This is a genomic window from Oricola cellulosilytica (genome assembly GCF_019966575.1).
GTDB lineage: Bacteria > Pseudomonadota > Alphaproteobacteria > Rhizobiales > Rhizobiaceae > Oricola > Oricola cellulosilytica.
In genome coordinates this window covers 727,465-742,480 of record NZ_JAINFK010000001.1, presented here as the reverse complement: position 1 = coordinate 742,480, position 15,016 = coordinate 727,465, and the positions used below count along the sequence as shown (strand labels likewise).

At 61.2% G+C, this 15,016-nt stretch carries 15 protein-coding genes; 7 read left to right on the top strand and 8 right to left on the bottom strand.

The annotated features are described in order from the left end of the window. Positions 1-196 precede the first annotated feature (196 nt). Together LC298_RS03535 and LC298_RS03530 are read left to right on the top strand one after the other, a co-directional pair. Positions 197-856 carry a peroxiredoxin gene (locus LC298_RS03535; protein ID WP_131564620.1) on the top strand — a complete coding sequence of 220 codons (660 nt, stop codon included), beginning with the start codon at positions 197-199 and terminating at the stop codon, positions 854-856. 94 nt (positions 857-950) lie between these two features. Beyond that, positions 951-2,135: a BaiN/RdsA family NAD(P)/FAD-dependent oxidoreductase gene (locus tag LC298_RS03530; protein WP_131564622.1), complete on the top strand. Its 1,185-nt coding sequence runs from the start codon at positions 951-953 to the stop codon at positions 2,133-2,135. Here the strand turns inward: LC298_RS03530 and LC298_RS03525 are convergent. Together LC298_RS03525 and LC298_RS03520 are read right to left on the bottom strand one after the other, a co-directional pair. Further along, positions 2,132-2,752, bottom strand: coding sequence for a hypothetical protein (locus tag LC298_RS03525; RefSeq protein ID WP_131564624.1), 621 nt, complete (start codon positions 2,750-2,752; stop codon positions 2,132-2,134). The two genes, LC298_RS03530 and LC298_RS03525, sit on opposite strands and share 4 nt — an antisense overlap. Before the next feature lie 144 nt (positions 2,753-2,896). Then, the gene (locus tag LC298_RS03520; protein WP_131564626.1) at positions 2,897-3,814 is read right to left on the bottom strand and encodes a pirin family protein; all 918 of its coding nucleotides are present in this window, start codon (positions 3,812-3,814) and stop codon (positions 2,897-2,899) included. 184 nt (positions 3,815-3,998) lie between these two features. Between LC298_RS03520 and LC298_RS03515 the strand changes: the two genes are divergently transcribed. After that, a complete protein-coding gene (locus LC298_RS03515; RefSeq protein WP_131564627.1) occupies positions 3,999-4,262 on the top strand; it encodes a hypothetical protein in 264 nt (87 codons plus the stop codon). 27 nt (positions 4,263-4,289) lie between these two features. Here the strand turns inward: LC298_RS03515 and coaBC are convergent, their stop codons facing one another. From coaBC to ubiE, 3 genes are all read right to left on the bottom strand, one after another. Beyond that, positions 4,290-5,537 (bottom strand): bifunctional phosphopantothenoylcysteine decarboxylase/phosphopantothenate--cysteine ligase CoaBC, encoded by a 1,248-nt coding sequence (gene coaBC / locus LC298_RS03510; RefSeq protein ID WP_131564629.1) that lies wholly within the window; start codon positions 5,535-5,537, stop codon positions 4,290-4,292. Positions 5,538-5,676: 139 nt separating this feature from the next. Next, positions 5,677-7,254, bottom strand: coding sequence for a 2-polyprenylphenol 6-hydroxylase (gene ubiB / locus LC298_RS03505; RefSeq protein WP_131564631.1), 1,578 nt, complete (start codon positions 7,252-7,254; stop codon positions 5,677-5,679). An 8-nt stretch (positions 7,255-7,262) separates the two neighbouring features. Further along, the gene (gene ubiE, locus LC298_RS03500; RefSeq protein WP_131564632.1) at positions 7,263-8,039 is read right to left on the bottom strand and encodes a bifunctional demethylmenaquinone methyltransferase/2-methoxy-6-polyprenyl-1,4-benzoquinol methylase UbiE; all 777 of its coding nucleotides are present in this window, start codon (positions 8,037-8,039) and stop codon (positions 7,263-7,265) included. A 143-nt stretch (positions 8,040-8,182) separates the two neighbouring features. On the opposite strand from ubiE, the gene LC298_RS03495 reads away from it, so the two are divergent. Both LC298_RS03495 and upp read left to right on the top strand, forming a co-directional pair. Next, a complete protein-coding gene (locus tag LC298_RS03495) occupies positions 8,183-9,163 on the top strand; it encodes an adenosine deaminase (protein ID WP_131564634.1) in 981 nt (326 codons plus the stop codon). 75 nt (positions 9,164-9,238) lie between these two features. Next, positions 9,239-9,868 (top strand): uracil phosphoribosyltransferase, encoded by a 630-nt coding sequence (gene upp, locus LC298_RS03490; protein ID WP_131564636.1) that lies wholly within the window; start codon positions 9,239-9,241, stop codon positions 9,866-9,868. Between the two features lie 17 nt (positions 9,869-9,885). Here upp and LC298_RS03485 read toward each other — a convergent pair whose 3' ends face one another. Continuing rightward, positions 9,886-10,110: a ribbon-helix-helix domain-containing protein gene (locus LC298_RS03485; RefSeq protein ID WP_131564638.1), complete on the bottom strand. Its 225-nt coding sequence runs from the start codon at positions 10,108-10,110 to the stop codon at positions 9,886-9,888. A gap of 235 nt (positions 10,111-10,345) precedes the next feature. Between LC298_RS03485 and LC298_RS03480 the strand changes: the two genes are divergently transcribed. Continuing rightward, the gene (locus tag LC298_RS03480; protein ID WP_131564640.1) at positions 10,346-10,606 is read left to right on the top strand and encodes a hypothetical protein; all 261 of its coding nucleotides are present in this window, start codon (positions 10,346-10,348) and stop codon (positions 10,604-10,606) included. A 117-nt stretch (positions 10,607-10,723) separates the two neighbouring features. Continuing rightward, complete coding sequence (locus LC298_RS03475; RefSeq protein WP_131564642.1) at positions 10,724-11,278, top strand: retropepsin-like aspartic protease family protein; 555 nt, start codon at positions 10,724-10,726, stop codon at positions 11,276-11,278. A gap of 19 nt (positions 11,279-11,297) precedes the next feature. Here the strand turns inward: LC298_RS03475 and deoA are convergent, their stop codons facing one another. Together deoA and LC298_RS03465 are read right to left on the bottom strand one after the other, a co-directional pair. Beyond that, on the bottom strand, positions 11,298-12,614 hold the full coding sequence (deoA, locus tag LC298_RS03470; protein ID WP_131564644.1) for a thymidine phosphorylase: 1,317 nt from the start codon (positions 12,612-12,614) through the stop codon (positions 11,298-11,300). Between the two features lie 8 nt (positions 12,615-12,622). Beyond that, on the bottom strand, positions 12,623-15,013 hold the full coding sequence (locus LC298_RS03465; protein ID WP_131564646.1) for an aldehyde dehydrogenase family protein: 2,391 nt from the start codon (positions 15,011-15,013) through the stop codon (positions 12,623-12,625). Between the last annotated feature and the right edge of the window lie 3 nt (positions 15,014-15,016).

The following is a 15,016-nucleotide window of genomic DNA, read 5'->3' as shown; positions in this document are numbered from 1 at the left end:
GGGCGAGAAGCGGCGGTTGTTCCGCCAAGCGTCCTGTTCCGGCGAAAGTCCCCGCTGAAATGCGGTTGTTCCGAAGGGCCGAAATCTAGGCATGACAACCTGCCAGATACCGATTCGCAGGAATGCGTTTTCGTGGTTTTGCCCAAGTGCTGTGATAGAACCCTGCGGTCTCCTCGAGAGCGAAAGGAATGTCCCCATGAGTCTGCGCATCAACGACACCGCGCCTGATTTCACCGCCGAGACGACGGCAGGCCCGATCAATTTTCACGACTGGATCGGAGACAGCTGGGCAGTCATGTTCTCCCATCCGAAGGACTTCACGCCCGTCTGCACGACGGAACTGGGCGCGATGGCCGGCATCGCCCCGGAGTTCGAGAAACGCAATGTCAAGATCATCGGCATCTCTGTCGATCCGGTCGAGAGCCATGAAAAGTGGAAGGACGACATCAAGGCAGCAACAGGGCATGCGGTCGATTATCCGATGATCGGCGACAAGGACCTCAAGGTCGCGAAACTCTACGACATGCTGCCGGCTGAGGCGGGTGATACGTCCGAGGGCCGCACACCTGCCGACAATCAAACCGTCCGGTCGGTCTATGTCATTGGACCGGACAAGAAAATCAAGCTCGTGCTCACCTACCCGATGACCACAGGCCGAAACTTCTTTGAAATTCTGCGGTCCATCGATTCGTTGCAGCTGACTGCAAAGCATCAGGTTGCCACGCCGGCCGACTGGAAGCAGGGGGAGGACGTCATCGTCACTGCGGCGGTTTCCGACGAGGAGGCCGAGAAACGCTTTGGCAGCTTCGAGCGGGTGTTGCCCTATCTGCGCAAGACAAGGCAGCCGGCCGCCTGAGCGGGGCATCGGTGGAACAGTGAACCGGCGGGCAATCCGCCGGTTTTTTTATGCTCGGTCTGGCGATGCGGAAAAATCGGTCTAGAGAGAACGGATGACTCCTCGTTCATTCGATGTTGTGATCCTGGGTGCCGGCGCCGCGGGACTATTCTGTGCTGGCGAAGCTGGTCGGCGTGGCCGGTCGGTGCTGGTCGTCGATCATGCCAGGGCGCCCGGAGAAAAGATCCGCATTTCCGGCGGCGGCCGCTGCAACTTCACCAACATTCATGCATCGCCAAAAAACTTCCTGTCGGAAAACCCGCACTTTTGCATTTCGGCCCTGAAACGGTTTACCGCCGCCGACTTCCTGTCACGGGTGGAGGCGCGCGGCATTGCCTGGCACGAAAAGACGCTCGGACAATTATTTTGCGATGGTTCGGCGACCCAGATCGTGATGATGCTCACCGATGATCTTGCCGCGGTCGGCGGTGTTCTGGAATTGTCGACCGTTGCGGAGGAAATCACCCGGTCTGATGCCGGATTTTTTGTCCGCCTTTCATCCGGCCCTGTGACGTGTTCGTCGCTGGTCATCGCGACCGGCGGCAAATCGATTCCGAAAATCGGCGCATCCGGGTTCGCCTACCGGATCGCAGAGCAGTTCGGGCTTCGGGTCACCGAAACCCGGCCCGGGCTCGTCCCGTTGACATTCGAGCCGCACCTGCTGGAGCGGATCAAGCCGCTCACCGGCGTCAGCACCCAAGCGCGGGTGAGTCACGGCCAGACTGCGTTCGACGAGGCCTTGCTGTTCACGCACCGGGGCCTCTCCGGACCGGCGATCCTGCAAGTTTCGAATTTCTGGCGCGAAGGCGATGCGATCGGCATCGATCTCGTTCCGGGCGCCGACATGTTTGCAGAGTTGCGCGAGGCGCGCCAATCGAACGGCAAACAGGAAGCACAGACGGTCATCGGCCGTTCTATGCCGAAGGTGCTGGCGCAGTTCGTGACAGCCAATGCCGGTGCCGCCGGGCCGCTCGCTGGCCAGGGCGATACAGGACTGCAGCACTTGGCCGCGGCCTTGCATCGCTGGCAGGTCAAGCCGTCCGGTTCGGAAGGATACCGCACTGCGGAGGTCACGCTCGGCGGGATCGATACGGACGGACTCGATCAGAAGACGATGGCAGCCAAATCCGTCCCTGGCCTTCATTTCATCGGCGAGGCTCTCGACGTGACCGGCTGGCTCGGCGGTTACAACTTCCAGTGGGCGTGGTCGTCCGGCTGGGCCGCGGGGCAGGCGGTCTAGCTCACCGGGGCGTCGCCCGGCCCACCTCTCAAACGGTCGCGCAGACTCTGCAGGCCCGTTCGATAAGCCTCTGCATCTCCATAATCGAAGAATGCCTCGGTGCGGTCATGAGGGTCGGCACTACGCCGAGAGTGCTTGATGGGACACCAGAATTGCTCGGTTCGCGCGGCGACCTCTCGGACATGTGCGATCAGGCCGTTCGCGTAACTGCAATACAAGCAGTTCAGCTTCTCTATTCCGTTGAGATAAGCGAGATGATGCCGGTCGAAGATGAGGTGATCGCTGCGCCGCGAGAGTGGGATTCGATAGATCCTGAAGCAAATGTGCTGGTAGATTGTCACGGAGCAATCGAGGATGACCAACGGCACGATCAGCCCATAGATCAGGGGTGCCGTTAATATGAAGCCGAGTCGGGCTCCGACGATATATTTCACCACCCCGATGCGGTATCGGCGCTGCAGTTCGCGAATGTCTCTCTCGAACCGGACCTTTCCGCGGTGCAGTCTGTACTGGAAACGCTCTCGCTGAACGGCGAGCTGGGCTTCCAGCTCGGCTTCTATCTCCTTTCGCATTGAAAAATAGCGGGTTTGCAGATCTTGGAGAGGGGATAGTTCCATTGTCGTGCCTCTTTCCGGCGAAGCGCGGCCGCGAAATGCCCTTGCCGTCACGCTGTCCCGATCGCAGGAAGACTATCCAGCGGTACTCTGGTTGTCGACGCAGGGCGACCGGCGCCGGCTGTCAGCCGGCCCCGGTAGTTATCCTCAAGAGGCCGCATTCTCGCGGATGAAGTTACCGCTGCGCAAATCATTGACCGCCTGGATGAGTTCCTCGCGCGTGTTCATCACGATCGGGCCGTGCCACGCTACAGGCTCGCGGATCGGCGCGCCGGAGACCAGCAGAAACCGCACCCCCTCCTCGCCCGCCTGGACGACGATCTCGTCGCCAGTGCCGAAGACCACCAGCGTCCGGTCGCCGGACATGTCGCGCACATGAAGTTCCTCGCCGTTTACCTCCTTTTCAACCAGCACTCCGAATGGCCGTGATGCGTCACGGAATGTGGCGGATCCCTGGAAGATGTAGGCGAAGGCTGAGCGGTAGGTGTCGACCTTGAACACTTTCCGAACGCCAGGTGGCACGGAGATGTCCAGATATTGCGGGTCGGCGGCGACCCCGTCCACGGGACCTTTCTTGCCCCAGAACTCGCCGACAACCACGCGAACGCGGGTGCCGTCATCGTCAACCACCTCGGGGATATCTCCCGACCCGATGTCCTGATAACGCGGTGTGGTCATCTTCAGGCTGGAAGGAAGATTGGCCCAGAGCTGGAAGCCGTGCATTCGGCCCGACGGATCGCCCTTGGGCATTTCCTGGTGCATGATTCCGGAACCCGCGGTCATCCATTGCACGCTCCCTGCCCCGAGAGTGCCCTGATTGCCGAGACTGTCGGCATGATCGACCGAGCCTTCCAGCACATAGGTGATGGTCTCTATCCCCCGATGCGGGTGCCACGGAAAGCCCTTGATGTAGTCTTCGGGCCGATCGTTGCGGAAATCGTCCATCAGGAGAAATGGATCGGCCATGGACGGATCGCCGAAACCGAAGACGCGCTCGAGTTTTACTCCGGCTCCCTCCATGGTCGTCTGGGTGCCGGAAAGATGTCTCACGGGACGAATGGACATGACGCTCGCTCCTTTGTTGGCTGATAGATAGTGCGTCCCCGCCCGATTGCACAATTCAGCCTCCGGTGACGCATTGTTCAGCGAATACCTATCAGTCTCCGCCGTCGAAAAGCGTGTCAGCCGCCATCAGGGAACCGCGTTGAGCTTCCGCCGTTGAATCTCCTACCCACGCAAGGAGTGAAACATGACCGAGAAACCGGACCTCGCCACCGAACAGGACATGACCCCCGAGGGGATAGCTGCGAACACGTTCTTCTCGAAGCAGGAGAAACTTGATCGCCTGAATGCCATGAAGACTAAACTCGGCGAGAAGGCCGATGATGGCTCTGCTTCGTTGGCGCAGGTAGAGAAGCGCATGGCCGCGATCAACACCGCAATTTCGCAGGTGAAGAACTCGGGCGATGCTGACGATGGTGGTGTCGTCATGGGTCGCGCGTCGAGCGCCTGACGGCGTGGGCCTCCCGCCGAGGGCGGCTTATCTGGGCCGCTCGCCCGTTTGGTCGGCGACCCAGGCGGCCAGCTTTCTTGCAACCTCGGCTTTCGACATCTCGGGCCAAGTATCAGCGCCCGAGGCGGTAATCAGCGTGATGCGATTTCGGTCACCTCCCATGACGCCGCTGCCGCCGATGCCGCTGTCGGTGGAGACATCGTTGGCGACGATCGCGTCGGCGCCCTTGCCTGTGAGCTTTGTCCGCGCATTCTCCAGCACCTTTTCGGTCTCGGCCGCAAACCCGATCACCAGCGGTGGTCGCTTGGTGGAGTGATGGCCGATACCTGCAAGAATGTCCGGGTTTTCAACCAGTGCCAGTTGCAGCGGTCCGGAGGAACCGTCCTTCTTCATCTTCTCGCAGGACGATTTCTCGGAGCGCCAGTCAGCAACAGCGGCGGCGAATATTGCCGCGTCCGCCGGTAGCAGCGCTTCGACCGCATCGCGCATCTGCTGCGCCGTTTCGACATGCGTGGTGGTTACGCCGATCGGATCGTTGATGGCAACCGGTCCACTGACCAGTTGCACGTCGGCGCCGAGCGATGCAAGTGCCCCCGCAATCGCGTGCCCCTGCTTTCCTGATGACCGGTTGGCAATGTAGCGGACCGGATCAATGGGTTCATGGGTCGGCCCTGAGGTCACGATGACCCTTTTTCCGGCTAGCGGAAGCGCTCCGTTTGCAAGGATACTCTCGATCGACCTCACGATTTCCATCGGCTCGGACATCCGTCCTTCACCGGCCTCGTTGCTTTCAGCCATTTCGCCGCTGCCGGGGCCGACGAAACGGACCCCGTCGCCATCAAGCGTTTCGCGGTTCCGCACGGTGGCCGGGTGCAACCACATCCGGGGGTTCATGGCCGGAGCGACAAGTACAGGCTTGTCCGTAGCCATCAGGATGGTTGAAGCGAGATCGTTTGCCAGTCCGTTGGCCATCTTCGCCATTAGGTCCGCGGTTGCCGGCGCGACCAGGAGGAGGTCCGCCTCGCGGGAAAGCCGGATATGGCCGACATCTTGTTCGTCCTCGCGGTCGAAGAGATCGGTAAACACCTTGTCAGCGGCCAGCGCCCCCACGGAAAGCGGTGTGATGAACTCCGCCGCCGCCCTGGTCATCACCGGGCGAACCGATGCGCCACGCTCGCGCAGGCGACGGATCAGGTCGAGGCTTTTGTACGCCGCGATCCCGCCGCCGATAATCAGGAGGATCCGTTTGCCGGATAAACTTTGCGCAATATCCATCTTTAACTATCCGCCATTGCCGGGCCGGTGCCGGTATGACCGAAATCACGGCCCTTGAAAAGCATGCAGCCCGATGCGATCGTCCCGTACGATCAGCGGCACCGCCTCACCCGAATGTGCGGTCCTGCCGCCGACCTGGTCAGGTGAGCTGCCAGGCGATCCAGACCGCGGCGATTGCCAGTATCCAGAGCGCGACCCGCCCGGAACGGGATTCCTTCGCTTCTGCTTTGCCAATCGCTCTTACCGTTTCGGGCTCGAGCTTGAGCCCGTGTTCCGCCATCTCACCGACCTCGTGCGATAGCCGCTCCGTTCTCTGGGCGAGGTCGGGCAGCGTCTTGGCAAGCCGGTAGAGCGACTCGACGCCGGTTTTTGCGTCCGTGATGACCGCGCCGGGGCCGAGATTGCGGGCGATCCAGTCGCCGACCACCGGTTCGGCAGCCTTCCACATGTTGAAGCGGGGGTTGAGCGCACGTGCATTGCCCTCGACGACGACCATCGTCTTCTGCAACAGCAGCAGCTCCGGCCGCGTCTGCATATCGAATATGTCGGTGACCTCGAACAGCAGCGTCAGCAGGTTCGCCATGGAAATGGTTTCGGCAGGCTGCCCGTGGATCGGTTCCCCGATTGCCCTGATCGCCTGCGCGAACGCCTCGACGTCGTGATGGGCCGGCACGTAGCCGGCCTCGAAATGAACGCGCGCGACTCGTCGGAAATCGCGGCGTATGAAACCGAAGAGAATCTCCGCAAGGAACCGCCGTTCCTTTAGCCCAATTCGCCCGGAAATGCCGAGATCGACAGCGACGATATCGCCCCTGCTGTCTACGAAGAGATTTCCTGGGTGCATGTCTGCATGAAAGAACCCGTCGCGCATGGCATGCCGCAGGAAGCTCTGCACCACCGTATCGGCGAGCTTTTCGAGGTTGTGTCCGGCGGCGCGCAATTCGTCCACGTGGGACATCCTGATGCCATCGACCCATTCCATGGTGAGCACGTTGCGGCCGGTGCGCTCCCAGTCGACCTTAGGCACCCGGAAGCCCGGGTCCTCGGCAACGTTCTCCGCCAGTTCGGCAAGCGCGGCGGCTTCAAGGCGCAAATCCATCTCGATCTGCGTCGTCTGTTTCAGCGTTTCGGCAATCGCAACAGGACGGAGCCGGCGGGTCGCCGGAAAACGCTGTTCCTGCATCTGGGCGAACAGAAAGAAGGTTTCGAGATCGCGCATGAAACGCCGCCGCACACCGGGCCGGATCACCTTCACAGCGACCCTGCGCTCCGCTCCGTCTGGATCCCGCACGATCGCGGGGTGCACCTGTGCAATCGAGGCCGCGGCAACCGGCTCGTCAATCGAAACGAACAGTTCGGACAGCGGCTTTCCGAGCGAATCTTCGATGCGGGTCATGGCCTGCTCGGTCGGAAAGCTCTCCATGCTGTCCTGGAGGTGCGCGAGATCGAGGGCGAGATCGAGCCCGATCACGTCCGGGCGGGTCGCCAGGAACTGGCCGAGCTTGGCATAGGACGGCCCGAGCCTCGCGATCGCTTTCGTCATTCGCTCCGCGCTATCGAGATTCTTGCTGCGGCGCCTGGCAAGACCGCCCGCCAGCCGATGCGCGGCTGCCGCGGGACCGACGAGACCCTCCGCCGGGATGGCAGCGATCACACCTTCGCGGGCGAGCACCCACCCGGCCCGGATCAACCGGAATGTCGCGACAACGACCCCCATAGATGCGCCTAGAGTTTCCAGCCCGAATGCAACGCGGCGATTCCGCCGGTGTAGTTCTTGTAGCTGACGCGACCGAAACCCGCCTCCCGAATCATGGCCGCAAAATTGTCCTGATTGGGAAACTTGCGGATAGACTCGACCAAGTACCGGTACGGCTCACCGTCGCCTGTCACCATCTCTCCGATGCGGGGGATCGCGTTAAAGGACCACGCCTCGTAGAACGCCTCGAGCGGTGGAATGTCGACTTCCGAGAATTCGAGACACAGAAATCGGCCACCGCGCTTCAGCACGCGATACGCCTCCGCCAGCGCCTTGGGAATGTCCGGAACATTGCGGATGCCGAACGCGATTGTGTAGGCGTCGAACGTGCCGTCGTCGAAAGGCAGGGCCTCCGCGTTGGCTTCGACGAAGGCAAGATTTCTTCCGATACCGTTCTGTTCCGCTCGCTTGCGGCCCACCTCGAGCATCGAGCCGTTGATGTCGAGCACGGTCACTTCGGCATTGCCGCGCGACGCTTCGACGATCCGGAACGCGACATCACCGGTACCGCCGGCCACGTCCAGCGAGCGCCAGCGCCGGCTGCGCGACGGATTGAGCGCTGTGACGAGGGCGTCCTTCCACACCCGGTGCATTCCCGCCGACATCAGGTCGTTCATCACGTCGTAGCGTACCGCGACCTTGTGAAACACGTCGTCGACCCGACGCTGCTTTTCGCCGTCGCCTACATTTTCGAAGCCGAAGGACGTCTTCATGGCGCTACCGGCGGTAGTTCTCGACTGCGACATCTGTCTTATCCGTTTGTCATCATCCGGGGTTCGGGCCGGACGGTATTAGCCTATGCCGGACAAGCGCGCCATTGCGCAACCCGTGCCATCGTGTCACGGAGCATCTGGGGCAGGCAGTCCAACATGCAAGGAAAATGGCGCAGATGGTCTTGAAGGCGGAAATCCATTGTCACATCGAGGGGGCGGCAAGTCCGGCTCTGGTAGAAGGACAGGCCCGGAAATATGGGGAGGATGTTTCCGCGATCATACGCGACGGAAGCTACGTTTGGTCGGATTTCACTAGCTTCCTGCGCGCCTTTGACGTCGCCTCGATGCTGTTTCGTGATGCCGATGACTATGCGCTACTCGCCGAGACATATCTCCGCGAACTCGCCGCGCAGGACGCCATCTATTCGGAATTCTTCATCTCCACCGACCACGCCGAGACCGCGGGACTCGACCCCGCCGATTATATCTACGGTCTGGCCGAAGGCATGGAGCGGGCGCGTAACGCGCTCGGAATCGAATCGCGGATGATCGCGACGGGCCTGCGCCACAAGGGGCCGGAGGCGGTTGAAGAGGCGGCGCGTTATATCGTCGACAATCCCCATCCGCTTGTCACCGGGTTCGGCATGGCCGGGGACGAGCGAATGCACCACCCGAGCGACTTTGTTCGTGCTTTCGACATTGCCCGCGATGCCGGGCTTGGTATCACGGTTCATGCGGGGGAATTGGTCGGCGCCGAAAGCGTTCGCGACGCGCTCGACCATCTGCGTCCAACACGCATCGGTCACGGTGTCCGCGCAATTGAGGACCCCGATCTCGTCAAGCGGTTGGCGGATGAAGAAATCATTCTCGAAGTCTGTCCGGGCTCGAACATTGCGCTTGGCGTTTTCCCGTCCTTTGCCGCCCATCCGTTTCCGCGATTGCGCGACGCTGGAGTGACTGTGACGCTCAGCGCGGATGATCCGCCTTTTTTTTACACCAGCCTGGCCCGTGAATACGAGATTGCGGGTGAACACTTCCGTATGGGTGAAGACGCGCTCCTGAACGTCACCCGCGCCTCGATCGAGGCAGCCTATGTTGATGAGGCGACGCGCGAGGCTCTGCTTGCGCGGCTGCGTGTCAAAATGCCCGTGGGATAGATCCGCCTCCACCGGAGGCGACTTTTCTACTGCCTGACGCGCAGTTAAGGTGCGCCATCATTCAAAGAGGACACTATGGACAGCGTTACCGTCGTTGATCATCCGCTTGTGCAACACAAGCTCACTTTCATGCGTAAGAGGGAGACATCGACCGCCGGTTTCCGCCGACTTCTCCGGGAGATCTCGCTACTGCTTTGCTACGAGGTCACGCGCGAGTTACCGCTGACCATGGAGCACGTTGAGACGCCCTTGGCCGAGATGGATTCTCCTGTACTTGAAGGCAAGAAGCTGGTCTTCGCCTCCGTCCTGCGCGCCGGCAATGGTCTGCTGGAAGGGATGCTCGACCTCGTGCCGTCGGCACGTGTCGCGCATATCGGACTTTATCGTGATCATGCGACGCTCGAGCCGGTCGAGTATTATTTCAAGGCCCCGGAGGATCTTTCAGACCGCCTGACGGTTGTGGTCGACCCCATGCTGGCAACGGCGAACTCGGCGATAGCGGCCGTCCAGAAGTTGAAGGAACGTGGTGCAAGGGACATCCGGTTTGTCTGTTTGCTGGCGGCGCCGGAAGGCGTGGCGAAGTTCACGAAGGCCCACCCGGACATACCCATCGTCACCGCAGCGATTGACGAGAAACTTAATGAAAAGGGCTACATCGTACCCGGTCTGGGCGATGCCGGTGACCGGATGTACGGCACCAAGTAGTTCCGGCGTTCCGCGATTTATTCCTCTTTCGGGCCGGGAGCCTTATCCAGCAGTCCGAAGTCCTGCGACCGCATGTTCGGGTCGGTAGGACCCTGTGCGGCGTTGAGACCGAGCCGCAACAGCTGCCGGATTGCTGCGGCCCGGCTCGGCATCCGGTGCGCGAACCGCCAATCGTCGATTGCAGACAACTCTGACTCGTCAAGCATGATCTGGAGACGAGTCTCGCGCGATAGACCATTCATGGCAGAACTTTCACGATAACCGTGGGAGCGTCACGCTGGTATGTACGGATGGGCTATCTTTACGTCAACCATGTCCTTTACTCATCCGACTCAATAGGAGGCTGATGAGCTATTGGCGCCAATGCTGCCATGTGAGGGGTTGCGGGATTTAAAATTCTTCATTCCTGCTTAACTTTTGGCAGTAGGGACGAAGAATGTTCGGACGGGCCCCCTGTCCGGGAAAAGGTTACTCGACATGCGAAACGAATTTCATGGCTTTGTGGTCGAGCCTGACGAGATGACGAGGATCAAGGCCGACTTCGAAGAAGTCTGGAGCAGCCTGAAGGGTCGCGCCAGCACAGCTAATGGCGATGAGGCGCAGATGCGTGCCGGCCTAGCGAGGATCATGATAAACCTCGTTCAGGAAGACATGTCAGCGGAAAAATTGCGCGAGACGGCGGAGCAACTGTTTGTCGAGCGCCACCAAGGATCGGCGGCTGGAGGCGATCGTTTTTAGGTTAGTCCGTTCCACGGTGAAACATTACTCATCAAATAGTTCATCGACTGTTAACTGAACGTGTCGATGGCTCGGTGCTTTAAGCGCGCGGTTAGAGAAGGTCGATAGCATATCTTCATGCTTCGCTATCTCTTCCTGGTCTTTACGGTGTCGCTCTCCGCGCTCGGGGCGGTCCGGTTTCTGCACGACAACCCGGATGTAGCGGAAAATGCGGCCAATGTTGCCGCGAGCCAGCCCGAAGTGCCCCAGGACAATCGTGCTGATCGTGTGCAAGAAAATTTGAGAGAGCGCCCGCTTCTTTCAGGCACTGAACGATTGCGTGCCGATGGGCGCGGCCACTATATCGGTGAGTTTCTCCTCAACTCCAGCCGGGTCACCGGTGTGATCGATACCGGGGCGACGGCGATCGCCTTGAACCGCTCGGCGGCCCGGCGGGCAGGCGTTCATGTCACATCGAACGATTTCGTCTACCAGGTGAACACCGCCAACGGCACTGCGAGGGCGGCGATGGCCGTGCTCGACGAGGTGCGGCTCGGCTCAATCCGGGTCCGCAATGTCGAGGCGATGATCCTTGAGGACGATTCACTTGATATTGTGCTGATCGGAATGAGTTTTTTGAGGCGCTTGCGCAACTTCGAATTCGCCAATGGCACGCTTGAAATGAAGCTGTGATGTATCGCTCCGCGCACGGTTATCCCTCCCCTATCCTGCCGGCCACCGGATGTCTCGTTTCCGGTTTTTCCGAAGAGATGGTGTAGGCGCGAAGAACCGCATTTCGCGCGGCCTGCGATGAGGTTTCGTCGCGGGCGTGTATCATCGCGATCGGATCGCCCTTGCCGACACTGGTTCCGACCGGGACAAGCGCTGACAGCCCGACACTGTGGTCGATCTCGTCCTCGCGGGTTCGCCTTCCTCCTCCCATCTCCACGACTGCGATTCCGATATCGCGTGCTTCGATAGCGCTGACGTAACCGCTGGAAGCCGCCGCCACGGGTGTGTTCAGCGGAGCCTGCGGCAACAGGGAATCGTGTCGTTCGATGAAATCAGCCGGACCGCCCAGCTCATGAACCATTCGAGCGAAAAGGTCGGCGGCCCGTCCATTGTCAAGCGCGGCCTTCACTGTCGCGTGCGCCGCGCCGTGGTCCGTTTCATGGCCGGACACCATGAGCATGTCGGCGGCAAGCGCCAGCGTAACCGTCTCGAGCCTGGAATCGCGGCTTGCTCCGGTGAGAAACTGCACCGCATTGCGCACTTCCACGGCGTTGCCTGCTGCCGATGCCAATGGCTGGTTCATGTCCGTTAGCAAGGCGGTTGTCCGCGTCCCCGCTCCATCCGCCACATCCACAAGTGTCTCCGCCAGCGCCTTCGCTTTTTCATATGTGGTCATGAACGCGCCATCGCCGAACTTGACGTCGAGCACCAGCGAACCCAATCCGGCGGCGAGCTTCTTCGACAGGATCGAGGCGGTGATGAGCGGGATGCTTTCCACCGTCGCCGTGACGTCGCGCACGCCATAGAAACGCTTGTCCGCTGGCGCAAGATTGGCGGTCTGACCGATGATGGCGCAGCCCACCTCATCGACAACCCTTCGAAACAGCGCATTGTCCGGTTGGGTCGTGTAGCCTGGAATTGCTTCCATCTTGTCGAGCGTTCCGCCGGTGTGGCCGAGGCCGCGGCCGGAGATCATCGGCACAGCCAGACCGCAAGCCGCCGCGATGGGCGCCAGCATGAGCGAAACATTGTCCCCGACACCACCCGTAGAATGCTTGTCCGCGACCGGGTGTTCGATCCCCTGCCACGAAAGCACATCGCCCGAATCGCGCATCGCCAGTGTCAGCGCGATGGTTTCCTCCCGCGACAGACCGCTGAAATAGACCGCCATGCCGAATGCCGCGATTTGCGCGTCGGTGATCGAGCCATCAGTGATACCGTCCACGAACTCAGCGATGGCCTCCGCCGATAACGTCTCTCCGTCGCGCTTCCGGCGCACGGTTTCCTGTGGCAGCATGAAATTTCCTAAACGCCGAACGGTGTCCAAATGGTCTTGATCCGTACGGCGCGGAAAAGGAACTCTTCGCCCTGTCCCTGGGCGGGATCGGACCAGTCGCGCTCCTTGCCGTCGTTGGCCCAGACCGCTTTCAGGTTTCCGGCCGATTCACGTTCGACCAGTTCGGTTCCCTCACTATCGCCAAAATACCAGAGGGCGGCAATGTCATCGTGTTTGGCCATCGTGTCGGCGAGCATGTTCCGGTCGCCGGTAATGATGTTGACGGTGCCGGGCGGAACGTCCGAGGTGTCCAGCACCTGGTAAAGATCGCAGGCCGCAAGCGGCTGGCGCGGGGAAGGGGTCACCACCACCCGGTTGCCCATCGCGATCGCCGGCATCACCAGTGACACAAAGCCGAGAAGGGGCGCCTCGTCAGGGCACGAGATGCCCATCACGTCCCACGGTTCGTTGAGGGCGAGCGTCAGCAGGCGCTTGTCCGGCGCACGGACGGCTCCGTCGTATTTGTCGGCCCATGCAGCGTAACGCATGGCCCGCGCCACCGATGCCTCGACCTCGCGCTTCGCCGACGACGCGGATGCGCCTGCTTCGACCAGTCGCGCGGCGAACCCGTTCGCGCGCAATTCAAGGTTCTCCGCCAGGAAATAGAGCACTTGCGCCCGCCCATGGCCGGTCATGCCGCTCCATCCCGATGCCTTGTGCGCCGCTTCCACCGCGTTGCGGATGTCCTTGCGGTTGCCGAGGCCGGCTTCCGCCAGATGTTTTCCGTTCTTGCCGGTGACCGGGTACGAGTACCCGGAATCAGGTCGCGCCTGCTTGCCGCCGATATACATTTTCACCGTGCGGTCGAGACCGGTCCCATCGCCGCCCGGAGCAGGTGTTGGGGCAGGCATCGGCTCGCTTTGCGGCAATAGTTTCGCTTTTTTCTGCCAGACCGGGACGAGATACTCGATCATGCCTTCGCGGCCGCCCTCGCGCCCGAAGCCGCTTTCCTTGTAACCGCCGAAACCGGCGGAGGCGTCAAACAGGTTTGTGGAGTTGATCCAGACCACGCCCGACTTCACCGTGCGCGCTGCGTCGAACGCCTCGTCGAGATTCTGCGACCAGATAGAGGCAGCAAGTCCGTAGCGCGAATTGTTCGCGAGTTGCACCGCCTCCCCGGGTGTGCGGAACGTCATCGACGCAAGCACTGGCCCGAATATCTCCTCCTGGGCCAACGTGGACGATGGCGAAACATCAGTGAACAGTGTCGGTGGAAAGAAACAGCCCTCGCCGGCCGCCACCGTCTGCGCCCAACTCGGCTGCCACATCCGGGCACCTTCGGCCACGCCCGCTTCGACTTTCGCGATGATCTGCTCGATTTGTACGGGCGCGACCACCGCGCCCATGTCCATCGCCTTGTCGAGCGGGTTGCCGAGACGAAGTTTCTCCATGCGTGCGCGCAGTTTCTCGTGGAAGAGGTCGGCTATCCCTTCCTGTACGATCGCGCGTGATCCGGCGCAGCAGACTTCTCCCTGGTTGAACCAGATCGCGTCGACAACCCCCTCGACGGCGGCGTCGATATCGGCGTTGTCGAATACGATGAAGGGCGATTTTCCGCCGAGTTCGAGCGACAGTTTCTTGCCTGAACCCGCCGTTTGGCGGCGAAGGACGCGCCCGACTTCCGTGGAGCCGGTAAAAGCCAGCTTGGCGATGCCGTCGTGACCCGCGAGCGCGGCCCCGGTTTCGCCGGCTCCGTTGACAAGATTGAAGACGCCCGCCGGGAGACCCGCCTCTGCGCAGATCTCGGCGAATGCGATGGCTGTGAGCGGCGTGTGCTCGGCCGATTTCAGGACCACGGTACAGCCGGCCGCGAGCGCCGGCGCCACCTTCCAGGAGAGCATCAACAGCGGGAAGTTCCATGGTATGATCTGCCCGCAGACGCCGGCCGGCTCGTAGCCGGGAAACATGGTGTCGCGAAGTTCAGCCCATCCGGCATGATGATAGAAATGTCGGGCGACGAGCGGAATGTCGATGTCGCGCGTCTCGCGGATCGTCTTGCCGTTGTCCAACGTCTCCAGCACGGCGAGAAAGCGCGAGTGCTTCTGCACGTGGCGGGCCAGCGCGTAGATGTGTCGCGCGCGCTGATTGCCGGAAAGCGCCTGCCATTTCTTGAGCGCCTTGGTCGCTTCGCCGACCGCCTTGTCGACATCGCCCGGGTCGGCGATTGCAACCTCCGCCAGTTTTTCACCGTTCGCCGGGTTGTGGACCGTGAAGGTTTTGCCCTTCGCCGGCGTGAATGCGCCGCCGATGAAGTGGCCGAACCCCTGCTCATGGTTTGCGAGCCAAGCTCGAACGTCCTTGTCGTCCTCCGGCGCGGGCCCGTATTCCATCGTTTTCAGAATGTTTCTGATCTCGTTCATGGA

Coding starts and splice junctions, on each gene's coding strand:
- LC298_RS03535 (WP_131564620.1), top strand. CDS start 197: ATGAGTCTGCGCATCAACGACACCGCGCCTGATTTCACCGCCGAGACG.
- LC298_RS03530 (WP_131564622.1), top strand. CDS start 951: ATGACTCCTCGTTCATTCGATGTTGTGATCCTGGGTGCCGGCGCCGCG.
- LC298_RS03525 (WP_131564624.1), bottom strand. CDS start 2,752: ATGGAACTATCCCCTCTCCAAGATCTGCAAACCCGCTATTTTTCAATG.
- LC298_RS03520 (WP_131564626.1), bottom strand. CDS start 3,814: ATGTCCATTCGTCCCGTGAGACATCTTTCCGGCACCCAGACGACCATG.
- LC298_RS03515 (WP_131564627.1), top strand. CDS start 3,999: ATGACCGAGAAACCGGACCTCGCCACCGAACAGGACATGACCCCCGAG.
- coaBC (WP_131564629.1), bottom strand. CDS start 5,537: ATGGATATTGCGCAAAGTTTATCCGGCAAACGGATCCTCCTGATTATC.
- ubiB (WP_131564631.1), bottom strand. CDS start 7,254: ATGGGGGTCGTTGTCGCGACATTCCGGTTGATCCGGGCCGGGTGGGTG.
- ubiE (WP_131564632.1), bottom strand. CDS start 8,039: ATGTCGCAGTCGAGAACTACCGCCGGTAGCGCCATGAAGACGTCCTTC.
- LC298_RS03495 (WP_131564634.1), top strand. CDS start 8,183: ATGGTCTTGAAGGCGGAAATCCATTGTCACATCGAGGGGGCGGCAAGT.
- upp (WP_131564636.1), top strand. CDS start 9,239: ATGGACAGCGTTACCGTCGTTGATCATCCGCTTGTGCAACACAAGCTC.
- LC298_RS03485 (WP_131564638.1), bottom strand. CDS start 10,110: ATGAATGGTCTATCGCGCGAGACTCGTCTCCAGATCATGCTTGACGAG.
- LC298_RS03480 (WP_131564640.1), top strand. CDS start 10,346: ATGCGAAACGAATTTCATGGCTTTGTGGTCGAGCCTGACGAGATGACG.
- LC298_RS03475 (WP_131564642.1), top strand. CDS start 10,724: ATGCTTCGCTATCTCTTCCTGGTCTTTACGGTGTCGCTCTCCGCGCTC.
- deoA (WP_131564644.1), bottom strand. CDS start 12,614: ATGCTGCCACAGGAAACCGTGCGCCGGAAGCGCGACGGAGAGACGTTA.
- LC298_RS03465 (WP_131564646.1), bottom strand. CDS start 15,013: ATGAACGAGATCAGAAACATTCTGAAAACGATGGAATACGGGCCCGCG.